The following is a 21,943-nucleotide window of genomic DNA, read 5'->3' as shown; positions in this document are numbered from 1 at the left end:
GGCGAATTACGGCCTTGTTGTTGAAATTGCTGAAACTGACGAACCAAACCAGTGTTGCACGTTGCTCATCGCCGCGTTGGAAGTATCCAGAATCGGCTGCGGGTAAACCCCCAGCAGAACCAGCAACACCACCAGCAGCAGAATGATGAACAGCTCGCGCGCGGTCATGCCCTGCAGCGGCTGGTCGGATTTAGGCGCACCGTAATAAGCGCGCTGCATCATGATCAGCGAGTAAACCGAAGCGAACACCAGACCGAAGGTAGAAATCACGGTGATCACCGGCACCACCTGGTAGCTGCCGAACAGAATCATGAATTCGCCGACGAAGTTACCGGTACCCGGCATCCCCAGCGTAGCCACGGCGAAGAACAGCGACAGCGCAGGGATGAATTTGATCCGCCCCCACAGGCCGCCCATCTGACGCATGTCGCGGGTATGCAGACGCTCATACAGCTGGCCGCAGATGATAAACATACCGGCGGCGGACAGACCGTGCGCGATCATCTGGATCACCGCGCCCTGGTAAGCCAGCTGGCTGCCGGTGTAGATGGCGATCAGCACGAAGCCCATGTGCGAAACCGAGGTGTAGGCGATAAGACGCTTGATGTCGGTCTGCGCGAACGCCATCCAGGCGCCGTAGAAGATGCCGATCACGCCCAGCCACATGGCGATTGGCGCAAACTCGTGCGAAGCCTCAGGGAACAGCGGCAGGCTGAAACGCAGCAGGCCGTAGGCCGCCGTTTTCAGCAAGATGCCCGCCAGGTCGACGGAACCTGCGGTCGGTGCCTGGCTGTGCGCGTCCGGCAACCAGCCGTGCAGCGGCACCACCGGCATTTTCACCGCGAAGGCGATGAAGAAGCCCAGCATCAACAGATATTGCACGTTGTGGGACATCGGCGTTTGCAGCAGGTCTTCGTAATCGAAGGTCCATACGCCGGTCGCGTTGTAGTGCACGAACACCAGGCCCAGGATCGCAATCAGCATCACCAGACCGCTGGCCTGGGTGTAGATGAAGAACTTGGTCGCCGCGGTGATACGGGTTTTACCGTCCGACGCCTTGTGGCCCCACAGCGCGATCAGGAAGTACATCGGCACCAACATCATTTCCCAGAAGAAGAAGAACAGGAACATGTCGATGGCGAGGAACACGCCGATAACGCCGCCCAGGATCCACAGCAGGTTGAGGTGGAAGAAGCCCTGATACTTCTGGATTTCACGCCAGGAACAGAGGATCGCCAGCACGCCCAGCAGACCGGTCAACACCACCATCAGCAGCGACAGGCCGTCCAGCGCCAGGTGGATGGAGATGCCGAAGCGTGGGATCCACGGCAGCAGGAATTCGCTCTGCCACTGCGGAATGCCTTTCGGCGTGGTCAAGGTATAGCCGCCCTGCATCCACAGCTGCAGAGAGAGCGCCAACGTCAGCCCCATTGCGATCAGCGCTATCCAGCGCGGCACCTTAGTACCGAAGCGCTCAAGCTGCCAGCACAGCAGACCGCCGATAAAGGGGATAAGAATTAGCCAAGGTAATAGCATGGCGTTTTGTGTCCCTTATACGAATAATTTCAAACTTTGTACGTAGCGCCTGCCCGGCGCTACGCCCGAAAAATGCGTCTGTTTAAATTATTCAATTAAACCAAAATCAACAGAGCCAATACGACCACTGCACCCACACCCATAGACGCTATATACCAACGCACCTGACCGTTCTCGCTCACCGTCAGACCGCGGTTCCCCCAGCGGGAGAAGACGGCCGGCAGGTTCATCAGCGAGTTCAGCGGATCGCGCTGCAGCAGCTTCGCAATGCCCAAGTACGGCTTGACGAACACTTTGTCATACAGCCAGTCGAAGCCCCAGGCATGGAACCACCAGGTCGAGAAGAAACGCCCCGGCGCGCTGTTGGCGATGCTGTTGACCAGGCTACGTTTGCCCAGCCACAGCGCGGCCGCCAGCAGAATGCCGACGATAGCTACCACGCCGGAGGTGATTTCAAGCGTCAGCACGCTGCCGTGCGCCAGCTCGGTCGTATCCGGCAGCACGCCCTGCAACGGCGGCACGATCATCGCGCCGACGAAGGTGGACAGCACCAGCAGAACCAGCAGCGGCAGGTGGTGAGTGATGCCTTTACCGGCATGCGCTTTGATTTTCTCTTCGCCATGGAACACGATGAAAATCATACGGAAGGTGTACAGCGAGGTCATGAACGCACCGACCAGGCCGGCCACCATCAGGTTGATGTGGCCGTTGGCCATCGCGCCCGCCAGGATCTCGTCCTTACTGAAGAAGCCGGCCGTGACCAGCGGCAACGCAGACAGCGCCGCGCCACCCACCAGGAAGCAGACGTACACCAGCGGGATGCTCTTGCGCAGGCCGCCCATCTTGAAGATGTTTTGCTCGTGGTGGCAAGCCAGGATCACCGAACCGGACGACAGGAACAGCAGCGCCTTGAAGAACGCGTGGGTCATCAGGTGGAAGATCGCCGCGTCCCATGCCTGCACGCCCAGCGCCAGGAACATGTAACCGATCTGGCTCATGGTGGAGTAAGCGAGCACGCGCTTGATGTCGGTCTGCACCAACGCGGCGAAGCCGGCCAGCAGCAGAGTGACCGCACCGACGATGCCCACCAGGTGCAGCACTTCCGGCGCCATCAGGAACAGGCCGTGCGTACGGGCGATCAGATAGACGCCCGCGGTCACCATGGTCGCCGCGTGGATCAGTGCGGAAACCGGGGTTGGGCCCGCCATCGCGTCCGCCAACCAGGTTTGCAACGGCAGCTGCGCCGATTTACCGACCGCGCCGCCCAGCAGCATCAGGGTCGCCCAAGTGATGGCCGTATCGCCCACCGCCAGTTTCTGCGGTGCCAGGATCATCAGCTCGCGGATATTCAGCGTGCCCAGCTCGTTGTAGAGGATGAACAGCGCGAACGCCAGGAACACGTCGCCAACGCGGGTCACGATGAAGGCTTTCATCGCCGCCGCGCCGTTGGCCGGATCTTTGTAGTAGAAACCGATCAACAGGTAGCTGCACAGGCCCACGCCTTCCCAACCCAGATACATCAGCAGCAGGTTGTCCGCCAGCACCAAGACCACCATGCTGGCGATAAACAGGTTGGTGTAAGCGAAGAAGCGCGAGTAGCCCTCTTCACCGCGCATGTACCAGGAGGCAAACATGTGGATGAAGAAGCCGACGCCGGTGACCACCGACAGCATGGTCAGCGACAGGCCGTCCAGCACCAGGGTCACGCCGATATTGAAGTTGCCGACGGCCATCCAGGTCCACAGGCTTTGCTCGAACAGCTGCACGCCGGCGGCTTTCTGGGCGAAGAAATCCATCGCCACATACACCGTGACCAGCGCAGCCAGGCCGATAGAGCCCACGCCGACGGTGGCCGCCGTGTTCTCAGACCAACGACCGCGGGAAAATGCCAACAGCAGGAACCCGATCAGCGGTAGCAGAATTGTTAAATATAATAGGTTCATCCGCGCATCTCACTGACAGTATCAATATTCAGGGTATGACGACGACGGTAGAGCTGCAGCAGCAGCGCCAGGCCGATACTGGCCTCGGCTGCCGCCAGGCTGATCGCCAGGATGTACATCACCTGACCGTCCGCCTGGCCCCAGTAGCTTCCCGCCACGATAAACGCCAACGCCGCAGCGTTGATCATCACTTCCAGGCTGATCAGCATAAACAGCAGGTTGCGGCGCACCAGCAGCCCGGTCAGCCCGAGCACAAACAGGATAGCCGCCAGGATCAGGCCGTGTTGAAGAGGGATCATGCTTGCTCCTCCGATTTTCTTCTCGCCATTTCGCCACTCGCCGGCGCGTTGCTCAGCACCTCGCCAGGCTTGTGCTCACGGCCGATATGGAAGGCGACAACCAGACCCGCCAACAGCAGCATTGAAGCCAGCTCAACCGCCAGTACGTAAGGCCCGAACAGGCTGATGCCCACCGCCTTCGCGTCGACCATCTCGCCGCTGATACCCTGGTCGGATACGCTGCGAATAGCGACGATCAATACCACCAGCAGCGCCAGCGACAACAGGCCAGGCCCGATCCACACCGTCGGCTTCATCCAGTCGCGCTCTTGCTGCTGCACGTTGCCGAGGTTCAGCATCATCACCACGAACACGAACAGCACCATGATGGCGCCCGCATAGACGATGATTTCCAACGCGGCGGCAAAGTAGGCGCCGAGCGAGAAGAAGACTGCCGAGATCGCCAATAACGAGACGATCAGATACAGCAGCGCATGTACAGGGTTGGTATGGGTGATCACGCGAATCGTCGCGGCCACCGCAATCAAACCTGCCAGGTAAAATGCAATTTCCATGCTTGCTGGCTCCTTAGGGCAACAGACCTTTGACGTCGATCGGTTTGGCTTCGTTTTCGGCTTCGCCTTTGGCTTTGCCGTCAATCGCCATACCGGCCATCCGGTAGAAGTTATATTCCGGATATTTACCCGGCCCCGAGATCAACAGATCTTCTTTTTCGTACACCAGATCCTGACGCTTGTACTCACCCAGTTCGAAATCCGGCGTCAGCTGGATAGCGGTAGTCGGGCAAGCCTCTTCGCACAGGCCACAGAAAATGCAGCGCGAGAAGTTGATGCGGAAGAACTCCGGATACCAACGGCCGTCTTTCTGCTCCGCTTTTTGCAGCGAGATACAGCCGACCGGGCAGGCCACCGCACACAGGTTACAGGCGACGCAGCGCTCTTCGCCGTCCGGATCGCGCGTCAGCACGATGCGGCCACGGTAGCGCGGCGGCAGGTAAACCGGTTCTTCCGGATACATCTGGGTTTCGCGCTTGGCGAAGGCATGCATGCCAATCATCCAAATGCTGCGCACCTGGGTGCCGAAACCAACCACTAACTCTTTCAATGTCATGGTTTATTCACCCCTTATTGAGCGTTGTACAAAATGACCGCGGCGGTTGCCAGCAGGTTCAGCAGCGTCAGCGGCAGGCACACTTTCCAGCCGAAGGACATCACCTGGTCATAACGCGGACGCGGCAGCGCGGCACGGATCAGGATGAACATCATCATGAAGAAGGCCGTTTTCAACGCGAACCAGATGAATGGCGGCAGGAACGGACCCTGCCAGCCGCCGAAGAACAACGTCACAATCAGGGCGGACACGGTGACGATACCGATGTATTCCCCCACGAAGAACAGACCGAACTTCATGCCGGAATATTCGATGTGGTAACCGTCGGCCAGTTCCTGCTCGGCTTCCGGCTGGTCAAACGGGTGACGGTGGCACACCGCCACGCCGGCGATCGCGAAGGTCACGAAGCCGAAGAACTGCGGAATGACGTTCCAGACGTGCGCCTGGGATTCAACGATGGCCTGCATGTTGAACGAATCCGCCTGCATCACCACGCCCATCAGCGACAGGCCGATGAACACTTCGTAGCTCAGGGTTTGCGCGGAGGCGCGCATCGCGCCCAACAGCGAGTATTTGTTGTTGCTCGACCATCCGGCGAACAGCACGGCGTACACCGCCAGGCCGGCCATCATCAGGAAGAACAGAATACCGATGTTGAGATCGGACACCGCCCAGGTCGGGCTGACCGGAACGATGGCAAATGCCAGCAACAGGGAAGTAAAGGCGATCATCGGCGCCAGGGTGAAGATCACCCGGTCGGAGAATCTCGGTACCCAGTCTTCCTTGAAGAACATTTTGATCATGTCGGCGACCAGCTGCAGCGAGCCGCCCCAGCCTACGCGGTTCGGTCCGTAGCGGTTCTGGAACAGGCCGAGCAGACGGCGTTCGCCGAAGCTCATGAATGCCCCGCACGCCACGACCACCAACAGGATCACGACCGCTTTAAGAATGGCGATCAGAATGTCGATCACCTCAGGGGTAAACCAGCTCATCGTGCTGCCTCCCGCAGATTGTCTACCTTAGCACCCACCAAGATCGGCGGGATCCCTGGCAAGCCGAGCGGCAAACCAACCTGGCCCTGGGTCAGGGTTTCACTCAGACGCACCGGCAGACGCAGGGTCTGACCCGCACAGCTGAACTCCACCAGGCTGCCCGCGTTGACGCCAAGCGTCGCCGCGTCGGCCGGGTTGACCATCACGTAGGCTTCCGGCATGCGCTGCTGGATCACGTGAGAGCGCTGCGACATTTCGTCGCTGCCGAACAGGTGGTAGTAAGGCGCGACACGCCAACCGTCGACCGGATTGAACGCGGCAGGCACGCGATCGAAGTAACCGAGGCTGCCCTCCCCCGCTTCGATCAGGCGCACGCCCGGATCGCCGTGGCGCAGTTTGCCGCCCACTTCGGCCTGGAACTTGTTCCATGCCTGCGGTGAGTTCCAGCCTGGCGCCCAGGCGAACGGGATCTGCTGACGATCGGCCAGCGGGCTGTTGTTCCCTTCCATCGAGAAGGCGAACATGGTGTCTTTATCCTGTGGCTGACGCGGCTCGTGCACGCTGATGTTGGCGCGCATGGCGGTACGGCCGCTGGAGCGGTGCGGCGAACGCGCCAGCTTCTGACCGCGAATGCGGAAAGTCGCGTCCGGCGCAGCGTCGACGATGCCCTGCAGCTGCGGCAACGCGGCAACGCAAGCGGCGATCACGTCATCGAGCTGGGTCCAGTCCACGTGGCGGCTGGTGTAGGTGGAGTGCAGCGAGTGCATCCAGCGCCAGCTTTCCAGCATCACGGTGAACTGATTCTTCTTGGCGTCGTCGTAGTAAGCCGGATCGTATACCTGGAAGAAGCGCTGCGCGCGGCCTTCCTGGTTGATCAGCGTACCGTCGCTCTCGGCGAAGCTGGCCGAGGAGAGGATCAGGTTGGCTTTGTCCATGATCGCAGTGCGCTGGTGGTCGGCGACGATCAGGTTGTTGACCTTGGCCAACGCCTCATCCACCTGCGCCGCCGGCGCATGACGATAGAGATCGTTTTCCATCACGATGGCGGTGTCGGCTGCGCCGCTCGCCAGCTGTTCCAGCGCCTGATCGAGCGAACCGCCGCCGATCATCGCCAGGCCCATGCTGTTGGCTGCGCCCGCCACGAAGGTGATGCCGACATCGGAACCGCGGCCCTTCAACGCTTTGGCGATGTTGGCCGCCGCTTCGATGATGGCTTCGCTGCCGGCGTTGCTGCCGGTCACGATCAGCGGTTTGCGTGCGCCGGTCAGCGCCTGCACGATGATATCGACTTTCTTGTTCAGGCCTTCAGCCAGATCGTTCACCGCCGGCGCCGCGCTGTCCAGCGCGTGAGCGATGGCGAAGCCGAAGCGCGCCTGCTCGTCCACCGGCGCGCGGTAGTTCCAGGCGGCGATGTCGTCCAGACGGGTGTTGTCGACGTTGGTGGTGAACAGCGGGTACTTGGCGTGCTGACCGATGTTCTGCACCGCCGCGATCTGCCAGTCGGCCACGCGTTGCGCCGCCGCCATCGCACGGGCTTTCCCCTTGACGGCCTGGCGCACGGACAGCGCGATACGCGCACCGGTTTGCGTCAGGTCTTCGCCCAGCACCAGCACCGCGTCGTAATCTTCGATCTCACGCAGCGCCGGCGTATGGACACCGCCGTTTTTCAGCACGTTCAGCATCAGCGCCAGGCGTGATTGCTCCGCCTGAGCGATACCGGTGTAGTAGTTCTCGGCGCCGACCAGCTCGCGCAGCGCGAAGTTACTTTCCAGGCTGGCGCGCGGGGAGCCGATGCCGATGGTTTTCTTCGCCTGACGCAGGATGTCCGCCGCGCCCTGCATCGCCTGCTCGGCGTTCAGGGTGATCCAGTCATCGCCGCGCAGCTGCTGCGGTTGACGCGGACGATCTTTCTGGTTGACGTAGCCGTAACCGAAACGGCCGCGGTCGCACAGGAAGTAGTGGTTCACGCTGCCGTTGTAACGGTTTTCGATACGGCGCAGCTCGCCATAGCGTTCGCCCGGGCTGGTGTTACAGCCGATGCTGCACTGCTGGCAAATGCTCGGCGCGAACTGCATGTCCCATTTACGGTTGTAGCGTTCGGAGTGCGTTTTGTCGGTGAATACGCCGGTCGGGCACACTTCCACCAGGTTGCCGGAGAACTCGCTTTCCAGCGTGCCGCTTTCCGGGCGACCGAAGTAGACGTTGTCGTGCGCGCCGTACACGCCGAAGTCGGTGCCGTCCGCATAGTCTTTGTAGTAACGCACGCAGCGGTAGCAGGCGATGCAGCGGTTCATCTCATGCGAGATAAACGGCCCCAGCTCCTGGTTGTTGTGGGTGCGCTTGGTGAAGCGGTAGCGGCGGAAGCTGTGGCCGGTCATTACCGTCATATCCTGCAGGTGACAGTTACCGCCTTCTTCACAGACCGGGCAATCGTGCGGGTGGTTGGTCATCAACCACTCGACCACGCTTTCACGGAACTGCTTCGCTTCACCGTCATCGATGGAGATGAAGGTGCCGTCGGATGCCGGGGTCATACAGGACATCACCAAACGGCCGCGCGTATCTTCCGCGTTTTGGTATTGCTTTACCGCACATTGGCGGCAAGCGCCGACGCTTCCCAGCGCCGGATGCCAGCAAAAGTAAGGAATATCAAGGCCGAGGGAAAGACAAGCCTGCAGCAGGTTGTCCGCTCCGTCTACCTCATACTCTTTGCCGTCTACATGAATCGTAGCCATAGTCAGCATGCTTCCAAGTGGCCTGCCTTGCGGCAGGCGTTAATCAAAAATTCTGGCCGTGTTCGGGCGAGTCGGCTTACCAGCGCTGCTTCAGCAGATTGTTCGGCTGAATGCCGCCAATCGCATGGGCGTTGCCGAAGTGCTGCACGGCGATGCCCGCCTCGAACTCTTCACGGAAATATTTAATCGCGCTTTGCAGTGGCTCTACGGCACCTGGCGCGTGGGCGCAGAAGGTTTTGCCCGGGCCGAGGGAACGGCACAGCTGTTCGAGGGTTTCGATATCCCCCGGCTGCCCTTCGCCGTTTTCCAACGCACGCAGGATCTTCACGCTCCACGGCAGGCCGTCGCGGCATGGCGTACACCAGCCGCAGGACTCGCGGGCGAAGAACTCTTCCAGGTTACGCACCAGCGGCACCATGCCGATCTCGTGGTCTACCGCCATCGCCAGCGCGGTGCCGAGACGGCTGCCGGCTTTGCCGATCGCGCCGTATTCCATCGGCAGGTCGAGGTGATCGGCGGTCAGGAAGTCGGTCCCCGCACCGCCCGGCTGCCAGGCTTTGAAGCGCAGACCGTCGCGCATGCCGCCGGCGTAGTCTTCCAGGATCTCGCGCGCGGTGGTGCCGAACGGCAACTCCCAGACGCCCGGATTTTTCACCCGGCCGGAGAAGCCCATCAGCTTGGTGCCTTTGTCTTCACTGCCGGAGATGCCGGTGTACCACTCCACGCCGTTCGCCAAAATGGCCGGCACGTTGCACAGCGTTTCGACGTTGTTGACGCAGGTCGGCTTGCCCCATACGCCGGCGCTGGCCGGGAATGGCGGCTTGGAACGCGGGTTGGCGCGGCGGCCTTCCAGCGAGTTGATCAGTGCGGTTTCTTCGCCGCAGATGTAACGGCCGGCGCCGGTGTGCACAATCAGCTCGAAATCGAACCCGGTGCCGAGAATGTTCTTGCCCAGATAGCCGGCTTCGGTGGCTTCCGCGATGGCGCGACGCAGGTGCGCCGCCGCTTCGATGTACTCACCGCGCAGGAAGATGTACCCACGGTAGGCTTTCAGCGCGAACGCGGAGATCAGCATGCCTTCCACCAGCAGGTGCGGCAGCTGCTCCATCAGCAGGCGGTCTTTATAAGTGCCCGGCTCCATTTCATCGGCGTTACACAGCAGGTAACGGATGTTCATGGATTCGTCCTTCGGCATCAGGCTCCACTTCAAACCGGTGGAGAAGCCCGCGCCGCCGCGGCCCTTCAGCCCGGAGTCTTTCACCAGGCCGACGATCTCGTCCGGGGCCAGGCCTTTGAGGGCCTTTTCTGCGCCGGCATAGCCGTTTTTGCTGCGGTACTCGTCCAGCCACAGCGGCTGCTTGTCATCGCGCAGACGCCAGGTCAGCGGATGCGTTTCGGGAGTGCGTACAATGTGCTTGGTCATTGATACTGCTCCAGTAGCGTCTCGATATCTTCAGGCTTCAGCTGACTGTGAGTGTCCTCGTCAATCATCATGGTCGGCCCTTTATCGCAGTTGCCCAGACAGCAGGTCGGCAACAGCGTGAAGCGGCCATCAAAGGTGGTTTGACCCGGCTTGATGTTCAGCTTCTTCTCGATAGCGGCCTGAATGCCCTGGTAACCGGTGATGTGACAGACAACGCTGTCACAATAACGGATCACGTGACGTCCTACTGGCTGACGGAAAATCTGGCTGTAGAACGTGGCCACGCCTTCTACGTCGCTGGCGGGGATGCCCAGCACTTCCGCGATGGCGTAAATCGCACCGTCCGGAACCCAGCCGCGCTGCTTCTGCACAATTTTCAGTGCTTCGATGGAAGCGGCGCGCGGATCCTCGTAATGGTGCTTTTCGTGCTCGATCGCATCACGTTCTTCCGCGCTCAGTACAAATGCATCAACGCCGCTCTGAGGAGCGGCTGCGTTGATGGGCTCGAGCGCATCATTGACTGCGTGATTGTCTTTTTGATCATGCATAGTTAGCGGTCCACATCTGACATTACAAAATCGATACTACCCAGATAGACGATCAGGTCGGAAACCAGGCTGCCACGGATGACCGATGGGATCTGCTGCAGGTGCGCAAAGCTCGGCGTACGTACCCGGGTGCGGTAGCTCATGGTGCTGCCGTCGCTGGTCAGGTAGTAGCTGTTGATCCCTTTGGTGGCTTCAATCATCTGGAATGATTCGTTGGCTGGCATCACCGGGCCCCAGGAAACCTGCAGGAAGTGGGTGATCAGCGTTTCAATATGCTGCAGCGTGCGCTCTTTCGGCGGCGGCGTGGTCAGCGGGTGATCGGCCTTGAACGGGCCTTCCGGCATGTTGTTCAGGCACTGTTCGAGAATGCGCAGGCTCTGGCGCAGCTCTTCCACCTTCAGCATCACGCGGGTGTAGCAGTCGCTGGTGCCGTCGCCGACCGGCACTTCGAAGTCGAAGTTCTCGTAGCCGGAGTACGGACGCCATTTACGCACGTCGAACTCGACGCCGGTGGCACGCAGGCCGGCGCCGGTCACGCCCCACTCCAGCGCTTCTTTGGCGTTGTAAGACGCTACGCCGATGGAACGGCCTTTCAGGATGCTGTTCTTCAGCGCCGCTTTCACGTAGGAGTCCAGACGCTTCGGCATCCAGTCGAGGAATTCACGCAGCAGGCGATCCCAGCCGCGCGGCAGATCGTGCGCGACGCCGCCGATGCGGAACCAGGCCGGGTGCATACGGAAACCGGTGATCGCTTCCACCAGATCGTAGATTTTCTGACGGTCGGTAAAGGCGAAGAACACCGGGGTCATCGCGCCGACGTCCTGAATGAAGGTGGAGATGTACAGCAGGTGGCTGTTGATGCGGAACAGCTCGGACAGCATCACGCGGATGGTGTCGACGCGCTCAGGCACCTTGATGCCGGCCAGCTTCTCGACCGCCAGCACATAAGGCATTTCGTTCACGCAGCCGCCGAGGTACTCGATACGGTCGGTGTACGGAATGTAGCTGTGCCAGGATTGACGCTCGCCCATCTTCTCGGCGCCGCGGTGGTGATAGCCGATATCCGGCACGCAGTCGACGATCTCTTCGCCGTCCAGCTGCAGAATGATGCGGAACGCACCGTGCGCGGACGGGTGGTTCGGGCCGAGGTTGAGGAACATGAAGTCTTCGTTCTCGGTACCGCGCTTCATGCCCCAGTCTTCCGGCTTGAAGGTCAGCGCTTCCATCTCCAGATCTTCTTTCTGCTTGGTCAGCACGAAAGGATCGAATTCGGTGGCGCGCGCCGGGTAGTCCTTGCGCAGCGGGTGCCCTTCCCAGGTCTGCGGCATCATGATGCGCGACAGGTGCGGGTGGCCGTCGAAGGTGATGCCGAACATTTCCCAGGTTTCGCGCTCGTACCAGTTGGCGTTCGGGAACACCTTGGTCGCCGTCGGCACGTGCAGGTCTTTTTCAGACAGCGCCACCTTCAGCATGATGTCGCGGTTGCGTTCGATGGAAATCAGATGGTAGAAAACGGAGAAATCCGCAGCGGGCAGGCCGTCGCGGTGGGTGCGAAGACGTTCGTCCACGCCATGCAGATCGAACAGCATGACATACGGCTTCGGCTGTTTTCTCAGGAACGTCATTACTTCCAGCAACTGGTCAGGTTTAACCCATACCACGGGCATGCCGGTACGGGTGGCCTGAACAGTAAAGGCTTCCGGCCCAAAACGGTTGCGCAGTTCGCCGATCACCGGGTCGTCAAGGTGATCTCGGGTCTGCCAGGCAGGCAAGGCGTCGTGCGTCGTCAAATCTGTCATAATTTTTTTTCACCACACTAAAGGGTTATTCGCCGCAAGTTTCACTTTTCGCTGTGTTAACCAATAGCGCACTAAGATGGACGTTAAATGAACGTCTTAAATCTCGTCAGGCGTCCGGAGGTTGGTCACCGCGATGCGTTCGCCGTGTTTACGCTCTCTTTCAGACTGCATATTGGCGCGGTAAACGCCCTGATCGCCGACAACCCACGACAGCGGGCGACGTTCTTTGCCGATGGATTCCTGCAGCAGCATCAGCGCTTGCATGTAGGCTTCCGGACGCGGCGGGCAGCCGGGAATGTACACGTCGACCGGCAGGAACTTGTCCACGCCCTGCACCACGGAATAGATGTCGTACATGCCGCCGGAGTTGGCGCAGGCGCCCATCGAGATCACCCACTTAGGCTCCAGCATCTGCTCGTACAGGCGTTGGATGACCGGGGCCATCTTGGTGAAACAGGTACCGGCCACCACCATCAGGTCAGCCTGACGCGGGGAGGCGCGCAGTACTTCCGCACCGAAACGCGCCACGTCGTGAACGGCGGTAAACGACGTCACCATCTCCACGTAACAGCACGAAAGGCCGAAGTTATACGGCCAAATAGAGTTTTTACGCCCCCAGTTCACCATGTCATGCAGCGCATGTTCGAGTTTACCCATGTAAACCGTGCGGTGGACCTGTTGTTCCAGGGGATCGGCGACGATCTCCTGTTTTTGCAGGGGATAACGGTCGTTCTCACCGTTCGGGTCTATGCGGGTGAGCGTATAGTCCATCTTAATGCCTCGCTGTTACTGCGGATGACTGTTGGTGTTAGTGATCGTGCTCGGTTTGCTGCGGCGTTGGGAACGCGCCGGAGTCCAATCCAACGCGCCGATGCGCACCAGATAAACCAGACCGGCCAATAGCACCAAAATGAAAATGGCGGCTTCGATAAAGCCTACCCAACCGCTCTCGCGAACCGAGACCGACCAGGCATACAGGTATAAGGCTTCAACGTCGAAAATAACGAAGAACATGGCCACCAGGTAGAACTTGGCGGACAAGCGCATGCGCGCCGTACCGACCGAGTCGATGCCTGATTCAAACGGGGTGTGTTTGGCGCGCGCCCGGGCTCTCCCGCCCAAGAAGAACGCACCCAGCAGCATTAAGCCGCAAAGCCCGATAGCCACGACGAGAAATACGGCGAGCGCCCAGTGATGAGCGATAACTTCAGTGGTTGTTGACATACTCTATGCTTACTCATCAAAAGTGGCGTCGATCGCGCTGCTCTTGTCACCGGCAGTTAGTGCGCCACATCGATTTAAGGGAAGGATAAATAACCACACAAACAAACTGCTTTTACAGCGAGTTAGGCAGCGTTTTTCTGTGGGCTTTTTACTCCTTTCTATAACCTTTTGTCAACTTTGACAAAAGTATCTACACACTAGTTTACATACGTATCATTTGATTAACATTTGATGCGCCAGGGGCTGGCTAAATCGTGTCAGTTAATTTTTGTGTAGAAACAGATAGATATAAACCAACGTGCACATTTCAGTTTTACTATACCATTGTCTCAGGAATTCCCTGTTCTTCCACTCACTACCTAGGGGTATTTTTTTGATCCAGGACACGTTTTCAGCATAAATCCTCAAAAAAAGTGTGGCCCTTTAACAATTTTCCTCAAATTAAGCCGCAAAAACGGCCGCTATAAGCTAACAAAATAACCCTGTTATTACCATGCCTTTAACCCATTCAATCTTATTGCTCAAAAAACAAACTCAGCGTCTTAAACCCGGCCAAACTCTCTTTTCAGTAACGCTTAAAAGTTAATAAAACAGCCAACTCATAACAAAATCGTCATTAAATCCCTATAACAGTAAAAATCGCCAAAAAAAGGGCAAAAAAAACCTCCGCCGAAGCAGAGGTTTTCATCAGATCTAACGCCGCGGCGTTATTCTTCTTCGTCCACCAGGCTGGCGTCATCCTGATCGCCCTGGAGACCGGCTTCCGCGCCGTTGAAGCCATAACCGTCATTGCCGCCCTGCATTGCGCTGAAGATGGCCATCGCCAGCTCATTGCTGCACTGCGCGTTTTTGCACAGCGCATACTGGGTATCCGGCAGCGGCGGCAAACCTTCCACCGCCCCCAGCACCCGCAGATCGGGGCTCATCATCTCGATCGGCCGCGCGGTCACGCCCAGGCCGGCCTTACAGGCCGCCCGCACCGCGGACAGCGTGGAAGCGACGTAGGCGATGCGCCACGGGATACCGGCTTCGTCCAGCTGCTTGATCGCCAGCGCGCGGAACGGGCTTGGCTCATCCATCACCACCAACGGGATCGGTTCGCCCGCCTGATAGTGGTAATCGGCGGCGCAGTACCACAGCGTCGGCGATGTGCGCAGCACGATATGCGGATGTCCGGCCGGATCGGCCGTGGTCACCGCCAGATCGATCTCGCCCTCTTCCAGCAGATCGACCATCGTCGTGCTGCGCTTTACGCGCACGTCAATGGCCAGCTTCGGATAGATGGCGGTCACGCGGTTCAACAGGAAAGGCAGAATGGTATCGGCGGTGTCGTCGGAAGCGCCGATGGTCAGAACACCTTTAATATTGTTGTACATCAGCGAGGTACAGGCTTCGTCGTTAAAGCGCAGGATCTTCCTGGCATAACCGAGAAGCTGAATACCATGCTCAGTCAGGAGTTTGTTACGCCCATGGCGGGCAAACAGTTCTTTGCCGACCAGTTGCTCTAATCGCTGCATTTGTTGACTGACGGCTGATTGAGTACGGCATACGGCAACCGCCGCCGCCGCAAAGGTATTCAAATCAGCAACCGCAACAAAGGTTCTTAGCAGATCGAGGTCGAGATTAAGTATCGGACGATTTGCAGTTGTCATAGTGTATTCTTCACTTTTTTAAATTCTAATTTACGAACTACTACCCTGGTGTGTTTCTCAGACGCCGTTGAAAAGGACGGAGCCTGTTATGACAGTACCCCACTCATAAGTGGAGGGCAAAAAAATTACTTATGATTCGTTACCTCTATCGCTTTTTAAAATGCGATCTATCGATGGTGCTTATAGAACGCGGGGGACTGAATACCGGTGAAAAGGGAAAACCCCCACCGAACCTGAGATTTTACTCATTCATACTGCCTAATTTCCACTCCATTCGTGCTACTGAGAACCCTTATCAACCGGCGTTCAGACTGCATTACAGAGCAAAAAAGATAAATAATTAACGCTACCGACTTCGTGTTACCACTCAATGAATTTAATAAATTCAATCAGTAAGATTTTTGCTTTAAATAATAATCCTATAACCACATAAACAATGCTTAAGGTAAAATATAAAGTAAAGCTAATGTAAATATGTCATTTTCCTTAGTGTGGTGCGCTAACTGACACCCCGCTATCAGACAACTCCGGTATTATCGTTCCTTTACAGTTTATTGAAGCCTATTCTCCCTTTCGGCTTATCAGTTTACTGCTGCCGGCAGCGCTCGCCGGCACGTCGCGTTTATCGAGGCGGGATTTTACAGAACAAAACCCTAGTAAAATTATAGTTCATGAAATTATGAACCACAAAATAACTTTACCTTTGCTTATCATAACTAAAATCCCCCGTTACGACATGCATTTGCACCAAAGGCGTGCAAAACCCTTCAAAAGCAACTACGCCAGGAGTACATTGGGCGGGTTGCGGCGTCCCACGGTAGGAGCGCCCCTATCCCAGCAAAAGGCTCAACTTTTTATGTCCCCCATTGAGAAATCCAGCAAACTGGACAACGTCTGCTATGACATTCGCGGCCCGGTGCTTAAAGAAGCTAAACGTCTTGAAGAAGAAGGCAACAAAGTCCTGAAACTGAACATCGGCAACCCTGCCCCGTTCGGTTTCGACGCCCCGGACGAAATCCTGGTCGACGTGATCCGCAATCTGCCCACGGCGCAAGGCTACTCCGATTCCAAAGGCCTCTTCTCGGCGCGTAAAGCGATCATGCAGCACTACCAGGCGCGCAACATGCGTGACGTGACCGTTGAGGATATCTACATTGGCAACGGCGTCTCGGAGCTGATCGTCCAATCCATGCAGGCGCTGCTCAACAGCGGCGACGAAATGCTGGTGCCGGCGCCGGACTACCCGCTGTGGACCGCTGCGGTATCGCTTTCCGGCGGCAAGGCCGTGCACTACCTGTGCGATGAGCAGGCCGGCTGGTTCCCGGATCTGGACGACATCATCAGCAAGATCACCCCGCGCACCCGCGGCATCGTGATCATCAACCCGAACAACCCGACCGGCGCGGTTTACAGCAAAGCGCTGCTGGAACAGATCGTCGAGATCGCCCGTCAACACAACCTGATCATCTTCGCCGACGAGATCTACGACAAGATCCTGTATGACGAAGCCGAGCACCATTCGATCGCCGCGCTGGCGCCGGATCTGCTGACCGTGACCTTCAACGGCCTGTCGAAAACCTACCGCGTGGCGGGCTTCCGCCAGGGCTGGATGGTGCTGAACGGGCCGAAGAAGCACGCCAAAGGCTATATCGAAGGGCTGGAGATGCTGGCTTCGATGCGCCTGTGCGCCAACGTGCCGATGCAACACGCCATTCAAACCGCGCTGGGCGGTTATCAGAGCATCAGCGAATTCATTCAGCCTGGCGGCCGCCTGTACGAACAACGCAATCGCACCTGGGAACTGCTCAACGACATCCCGGGCGTCTCTTGCGTGAAGCCACAGGGCGCGCTGTATATGTTCCCGCGCATCGACGCCAAGCGCTTCAACATCCACGACGACCAGAAGCTGGTGCTTGATCTGCTGCTGCAGGAAAAAGTGCTGCTGGTGCAGGGCACCGCGTTCAACTGGCCTTACCCGGATCACGTGCGTATCGTCACCCTGCCGCGCGTAGACGAACTGGAAATGGCGGTCGGCAAACTGGGCCGCTTCCTGGAAGGTTACCACCAGTAATCGCCTGGGGCGCAGCGCCTTGCTGCGCCCTTCTCTCATTGCCCGGTTGCAAAATTCGCTGTCACTGCTTCACAATGGGGCCCTCACTTGCCGTTAAAGAGAGCACCATGAGCCAGAGCCATTTCTTCGCCCATCTGTCCCGCCTGAAACTGATCAACCGCTGGCCGCTGATGCGCAACGTGCGTACCGAGAACGTCTCCGAACACAGTCTGCAGGTGGCCTTTGTCGCCCACGCGTTGGCGGTGATCAAGAACCGCAAATTCAACGGCAACCTCAACGCCGACCGCGTTGCGCTGCTGGCGATGTACCACGACGCCAGCGAAGTGATCACCGGCGACATGCCGACGCCGATCAAGTACTACAATCCGCAGATCGCCCATGAATACAAGAAGATCGAAAAGATCGCCCAGCAAAAGCTGCTGGACATGATCCCCGCGGAGCTGCGCAACGATTTCCGCACCATTCTCGATGAGCACTACTACAGCGAAGATGAAAAGCAGGTAGTGAAGCAGGCAGACGCGCTGTGCGCCTACCTGAAATGCCTGGAGGAACTCTCTGCCGGCAACAACGAATTCACCCTGGCCAAGGCGCGGCTGGATAAAACCCTGGAACAGCGCCGCAGCCCGGAAATGGACTACTTCATGGACGTGTTCATTCCCAGCTTCAGCCTGTCATTGGACGAAATCAGCCTCGACAGTTCGCTGTAACCCCGCCGGCGCAGCCTCGCTGCGCCGTTAAAAGCCGTAGAGCCACGGCACCACAATCACGCTGACCGCCATCACCAGCAGAGTGAACGGCACGCCGAGACGCACGAAATCGCCGAACTTGTAATTGCCCGGCCCCAGCACCAACGTGTTGACCGGTGAAGAGACCGGCGTCATAAAGGCGGCGGACGCGGCGATGGCGATAATCATCGCAAATGGGTGTGGCGAGACGCCCATTTCGCGCGCGGCGGCGATGGCGATCGGCGCCATCAGCACCGCCGTCGCGGTGTTGGAAATAAACAGGCCGATGGTGGCGCACAAGACGAACAGGCACAGCAGCATCACGCGCGGCCCCGCGCCGCCGGCGACGTCCATCAGCCCGCTGACGATCAGATCCACCCCGCCGGTCTTTTGCAGCGCCTGCGCAAACGGCATCATCCCGACGATCAAAATAATGCTCGGCCAATGGATCGATTTATAGGCGCTTTCCATATCGATACAGCGGAACTTACCCATCAGCAGGCAAGCGATCAGCGCCGCGATCGGATTGGGGATTTCGTCGGTCAACATCATTGCCACCATCAACGCCAGGCAAAACAGCGCGTGCGGCGCCTGCGTGATCGCCGGCGCCACTTCGTCCACCTCAGCCGGCAGGTTGAGCACGATAAAGTCGTGGGTTTTGGCCTGCAGCTGACGGATCGCCTTCCAGTCACCGATCACCAGCAAAATGTCGCCCAGCTCCAGCGGCTCGTCCACCAGCTTGCCGCCCAGCGTCTCGCCGTGGCGGCGGATGCCCACCACGTTGAGATCGTAGCGGCTGCGGAACGCCGCTTCGCGCAGGCTTTTGCCCAGCAGCGCCGAGTCCGGGATCAGCGACACTTCCGCCATGCCGACGTTGCGCGACTGTTCAGAGAAGTAATCGCCGCGCAGCACCATCGGCTCCAGCCGCTGCTCGCCGCAGAATTCGCGCAGATCGACCTGGCTGTCCGACATGTCGATCAAAAGAACGTCGCCCTCGCGCAGCTCGGTGCTGCCAGAGGCGCTGATCATCACCCGCCGGAAGCGTTTCCAGCGCTCGATACCCACCACGTTGGCGCCATAACGCGCACGCAGGTGCAGTTCATCCAGCGAACGCCCGATCAGCGGCGAAGCGCTGCGGACAGCCAGCCGCCGCGCGCGACCGGTCAGCTTGTAGTCGCGGATCAAATCGCGGAAGGTACGGCGCTGCCAGTCATCGCCGGCTTTGCCCGTTTCACCGCTGCCCAGCCAACGCCGGGCGATCAGCATGTAACCGACGCCCAGCGCCAGCACCACCAGGCCAATGGGCGTCACGCTGAAGAAACCGAAACCATGGATGCCTTCTCGCACCAGCTCGCTGTTGACCACCATGTTGGGCGGCGTGGCCACCAGCGTCATCATGCCGCTGATAAGCCCGGCGAAGCTGAGCGGCATCATCAGCCGCCCCGGCGCGATCTTCATTCTGGCCGTCACGCTGAGCACCACCGGGATAAAGATCGCCACCACGCCGGTCGAGCTCATGAACGCCCCCAGCCCGGCGACCGTCACCATCAGCAGCATCAACATTTTGGTTTCGCTGCTGCCGGCCACTTTCACCAGCCAGTCCCCCACCTGATAGGCCACGCCGGTGCGCACCAGCCCTTCGCCGATCACGAACAGCGCCGCGATCAAAATCACGTTGGGATCGCTGAAACCGACCGTCGCCTCCTGCAGGCTGAGCGTGCCGCTCAGCACGAAGGCGATGATCACCAACAGGGCCACCACGTCCATGCGCAGCTTGTTGGTGGTAAACAGCACGATGGCAATCAGCAGTAAACTCAGCACCCACAGTAATTCGCTGTTCAAAACGGCCTCATCCGGCAAATGTCCAAGGGTCTAAAAAATAGCATAAAAAAACCCCGCCGAAGCGGGGTCTAATCAATTAGGGTGAAGATAATGCCGCTCAGGCCAGCCGGCGAACGATCGCGCCCTGCGCCGTTTTATCGACGGCGATCTGCGCCAGCGAATCCAGCCGCAGGTCGACCTGCTCCAGCTTCGGCGCATCCGCCGGCGCGTTGACCGCAATCACCTGGCAGCCCGCCGCCAGGCCGGAGAGAATGCCGGCCGGCGCGTCTTCAACCACCACGCACTCGTGCGGCACAAGCCCCAGGCGCTCGGCGCCCAGCAGATAGGCGTCGGGCTGTGGCTTACCGTGTTTAACCTGCTCGGCGGTGATGAACACCTCCGGCTGCGGCAAACCGCCGGCCTGGCGGCGAGCGCCGGCCACCGGCACCGAACCGGAGGTGACGATCGCCCAAGGGATACCGAGCGCGTTCAGGCGCTCCAGCAGCGCAATCGCGCCCGGCAGCGCGCGAACGCCGTCGGTATCCTGCGCTTCGGCCTGCTCCAGCAACTCGAACTCGCGCTGAATTTCCGCTTCGCTTTCGCCCGGCATAAAGTGGCGCAGAGAAGTAATGGCCTGTTTACCGTGAATGAAATCCAGCACCGCTTGCGGGTTGACACCGCGGCGCTCGGCCCAGTGCGTCCAGGCGCGCTCTACCGCCGGCAATGAATCCACCAGGGTGCCATCAAGATCGAACAGAAAACCCTTACACTCCACAGAAAACCTCTTCTTAATCAAGCATTGATGATTTGCGCTATCTCAACGGCGCTCAGGTGATACTGGCGCGGACAGGCCAGCCAGATCGCCAGCATACGCTGGTATTTTTCCCACATTTTGGTCTGGGCGTTGAAACCGTGGCTGCCGGAATCGAAGTGAGTATAACGCCCCTCGGTGCTGACCAGGAAACGCACGTAGCTCAGGTAGCGCGCTTCGGTGGCGGCGTCGAAGCCGAGAAACGCCAGGCGGCGCTCGTCCAGATCCTGCTTCTCTTTCAGGTTGCCCCAGGAAACCTGCAGCGCATGGTGCATCTCCATCACGTTGATGATGGTGCGGCACACCTCTTCGCTCAGTTCGCCGAAGTCGCGATCCAGTTCGCGCATTTGCAACCCGAAGCCGCGTTCGACGATGGTTTGCAACCGGCGATAACGGTCGCCGTTGTCCGGGTCGAGCAGGGTCATCATCTTGTACTGGTTCGACAGGATCAGCCGCTGGGCGTTGGTCATTTCCATCAGGATTTCCTCATTTCTGTGTGATGGCGGGAGCATCGCACAGCGCAAGAACGCAGGAAATCACAACTCGACCGTTCTTTGATTTAAACCGGGGTTATTGGCGCTTTGACGAAAAAGGCCGCATCAACGCGGCCTTTTCTCAGTTACAGATCGTCGAGGAAGGTTTTGTCCAGCTGCTTAAAAGCACGTTTGAGCAGATCGGCCAACGTCTGATAGGTCGGCGTGCCTTCGAGCGGCGCGACCGCCTGCCCGGCTTCCGTCAGCTTGTTGCGCACCTCATGGAACCATTGCAGCAGCGTCGGCGGCAGCGGCGTGACCGAACGGCGCCCCAGCCACCACAGTCCCTGCATCGGCAGGCTGCAGGCGAACAGCGCGGTAGCGATCGCCGGGCCGAGCTGACCGCCAAGCGCGATCTGCCAGGTCAGCGTGAAAATCGCCAACGGCGGCATGAAACGGATAGCGAAACGGGTGGCACGCGCAACGCGGTTCTCCGGAAAGACCGGTGCCAGACGTTTGTCCGACGGCCAGGTTTTCATATAATGCTGCCCGCGCTGGAAGACCTGAAACCAGCTTACGGAACCGGACGGTTTGCTCGTCATTGCGTACCTCAACGTCACGTAAAGAAACTAAAAGCGTGCTGCCAGAGACCATACTAAAAAATTTGAAGCTTTAAATTTATTTTGTGTTTGCACCGGGCTATCGGTATCCTAAGCCGGCCTTGTGGCCGGTAGAAGATGACGCAAATTTTGTCAACTTTTAGCCCTATAAAAATCAAGAT

At 58.8% G+C, this 21,943-nt stretch carries 19 protein-coding genes; 2 read left to right on the top strand and 17 right to left on the bottom strand.

The window, feature by feature from the left end:
- Positions 1 to 6: 6 nt before the first annotated feature.
- The 13 genes from nuoM to lrhA form a co-directional block, all read right to left on the bottom strand.
- Positions 7 to 1,536 (bottom strand): NADH-quinone oxidoreductase subunit M, encoded by a 1,530-nt coding sequence (nuoM, locus tag ACUXAC_RS01970; protein ID WP_025303660.1) that lies wholly within the window; start codon positions 1,534 to 1,536, stop codon positions 7 to 9.
- Positions 1,537 to 1,631: 95 nt separating this feature from the next.
- On the bottom strand, positions 1,632 to 3,479 hold the full coding sequence (gene nuoL, locus ACUXAC_RS01965; RefSeq protein WP_019453716.1) for an NADH-quinone oxidoreductase subunit L: 1,848 nt from the start codon (positions 3,477 to 3,479) through the stop codon (positions 1,632 to 1,634).
- Positions 3,476 to 3,778, bottom strand: a complete 303-nt coding sequence (gene nuoK, locus ACUXAC_RS01960) for an NADH-quinone oxidoreductase subunit NuoK (RefSeq protein WP_004936014.1) — start codon at positions 3,776 to 3,778, stop codon at positions 3,476 to 3,478. The genes nuoL and nuoK overlap by 4 nt, the downstream gene beginning before the upstream one ends.
- Positions 3,775 to 4,332, bottom strand: a complete 558-nt coding sequence (gene nuoJ / locus ACUXAC_RS01955) for an NADH-quinone oxidoreductase subunit J (protein WP_019453717.1) — start codon at positions 4,330 to 4,332, stop codon at positions 3,775 to 3,777. Before nuoJ ends, nuoK begins: the two co-directional genes overlap by 4 nt.
- Positions 4,333 to 4,345: 13 nt before the next feature.
- Entirely contained in the window at positions 4,346 to 4,888 is a 543-nt protein-coding gene (gene nuoI, locus ACUXAC_RS01950) for an NADH-quinone oxidoreductase subunit NuoI (protein WP_025160170.1), read from the bottom strand.
- Between the two features lie 14 nt (positions 4,889 to 4,902).
- The gene (gene nuoH / locus ACUXAC_RS01945; protein WP_004936022.1) at positions 4,903 to 5,880 is read right to left on the bottom strand and encodes an NADH-quinone oxidoreductase subunit NuoH; all 978 of its coding nucleotides are present in this window, start codon (positions 5,878 to 5,880) and stop codon (positions 4,903 to 4,905) included.
- A complete protein-coding gene (gene nuoG, locus ACUXAC_RS01940) occupies positions 5,877 to 8,615 on the bottom strand; it encodes an NADH-quinone oxidoreductase subunit NuoG (RefSeq protein WP_421115240.1) in 2,739 nt (912 codons plus the stop codon). The genes nuoH and nuoG overlap by 4 nt, the downstream gene beginning before the upstream one ends.
- Before the next feature lie 76 nt (positions 8,616 to 8,691).
- Complete coding sequence (gene nuoF, locus ACUXAC_RS01935) at positions 8,692 to 10,038, bottom strand: NADH-quinone oxidoreductase subunit NuoF (RefSeq protein WP_015378579.1); 1,347 nt, start codon at positions 10,036 to 10,038, stop codon at positions 8,692 to 8,694.
- A complete protein-coding gene (nuoE, locus tag ACUXAC_RS01930; protein ID WP_004936034.1) occupies positions 10,035 to 10,586 on the bottom strand; it encodes an NADH-quinone oxidoreductase subunit NuoE in 552 nt (183 codons plus the stop codon). The genes nuoF and nuoE overlap by 4 nt, the downstream gene beginning before the upstream one ends.
- Before the next feature lie 2 nt (positions 10,587 to 10,588).
- Positions 10,589 to 12,385 (bottom strand): NADH-quinone oxidoreductase subunit C/D, encoded by a 1,797-nt coding sequence (nuoC, locus tag ACUXAC_RS01925; RefSeq protein WP_004936036.1) that lies wholly within the window; start codon positions 12,383 to 12,385, stop codon positions 10,589 to 10,591.
- A 96-nt stretch (positions 12,386 to 12,481) separates the two neighbouring features.
- Positions 12,482 to 13,156: a NuoB/complex I 20 kDa subunit family protein gene (locus ACUXAC_RS01920; RefSeq protein ID WP_004936039.1), complete on the bottom strand. Its 675-nt coding sequence runs from the start codon at positions 13,154 to 13,156 to the stop codon at positions 12,482 to 12,484.
- Between the two features lie 15 nt (positions 13,157 to 13,171).
- The gene (nuoA, locus tag ACUXAC_RS01915; protein ID WP_025303663.1) at positions 13,172 to 13,609 is read right to left on the bottom strand and encodes an NADH-quinone oxidoreductase subunit NuoA; all 438 of its coding nucleotides are present in this window, start codon (positions 13,607 to 13,609) and stop codon (positions 13,172 to 13,174) included.
- A gap of 707 nt (positions 13,610 to 14,316) precedes the next feature.
- Positions 14,317 to 15,261, bottom strand: a complete 945-nt coding sequence (gene lrhA, locus ACUXAC_RS01910) for a transcriptional regulator LrhA (protein ID WP_004936045.1) — start codon at positions 15,259 to 15,261, stop codon at positions 14,317 to 14,319.
- 856 nt (positions 15,262 to 16,117) lie between these two features.
- On the opposite strand from lrhA, the gene ACUXAC_RS01905 reads away from it, so the two are divergent.
- Together ACUXAC_RS01905 and yfbR are read left to right on the top strand one after the other, a co-directional pair.
- Positions 16,118 to 17,332: a pyridoxal phosphate-dependent aminotransferase gene (locus tag ACUXAC_RS01905; protein WP_004936047.1), complete on the top strand. Its 1,215-nt coding sequence runs from the start codon at positions 16,118 to 16,120 to the stop codon at positions 17,330 to 17,332.
- Positions 17,333 to 17,439: 107 nt separating this feature from the next.
- Positions 17,440 to 18,039 carry a 5'-deoxynucleotidase gene (yfbR, locus tag ACUXAC_RS01900; RefSeq protein WP_025303666.1) on the top strand — a complete coding sequence of 200 codons (600 nt, stop codon included), beginning with the start codon at positions 17,440 to 17,442 and terminating at the stop codon, positions 18,037 to 18,039.
- Positions 18,040 to 18,066: 27 nt separating this feature from the next.
- Here the strand turns inward: yfbR and ACUXAC_RS01895 are convergent, their stop codons facing one another.
- From ACUXAC_RS01895 to yfbV, 4 genes are all read right to left on the bottom strand, one after another.
- Positions 18,067 to 19,917, bottom strand: coding sequence for an SLC13 family permease (locus ACUXAC_RS01895; protein WP_387441803.1), 1,851 nt, complete (start codon positions 19,915 to 19,917; stop codon positions 18,067 to 18,069).
- 79 nt (positions 19,918 to 19,996) lie between these two features.
- On the bottom strand, positions 19,997 to 20,653 hold the full coding sequence (locus ACUXAC_RS01890) for a sugar phosphatase (protein ID WP_387441805.1): 657 nt from the start codon (positions 20,651 to 20,653) through the stop codon (positions 19,997 to 19,999).
- A 17-nt stretch (positions 20,654 to 20,670) separates the two neighbouring features.
- Positions 20,671 to 21,165 carry a YfbU family protein gene (locus ACUXAC_RS01885; protein ID WP_016926898.1) on the bottom strand — a complete coding sequence of 165 codons (495 nt, stop codon included), beginning with the start codon at positions 21,163 to 21,165 and terminating at the stop codon, positions 20,671 to 20,673.
- A 143-nt stretch (positions 21,166 to 21,308) separates the two neighbouring features.
- Positions 21,309 to 21,764: a terminus macrodomain insulation protein YfbV gene (yfbV, locus tag ACUXAC_RS01880; RefSeq protein WP_004936061.1), complete on the bottom strand. Its 456-nt coding sequence runs from the start codon at positions 21,762 to 21,764 to the stop codon at positions 21,309 to 21,311.
- Positions 21,765 to 21,943: the final 179 nt, after the last annotated feature.

Source organism: Serratia sp. 121840015-1 (assembly GCF_053627655.1).
The sequence above is the reverse complement of the archived record's forward strand: the minus strand, read 5'-3'. Positions and strand labels throughout refer to the sequence as shown.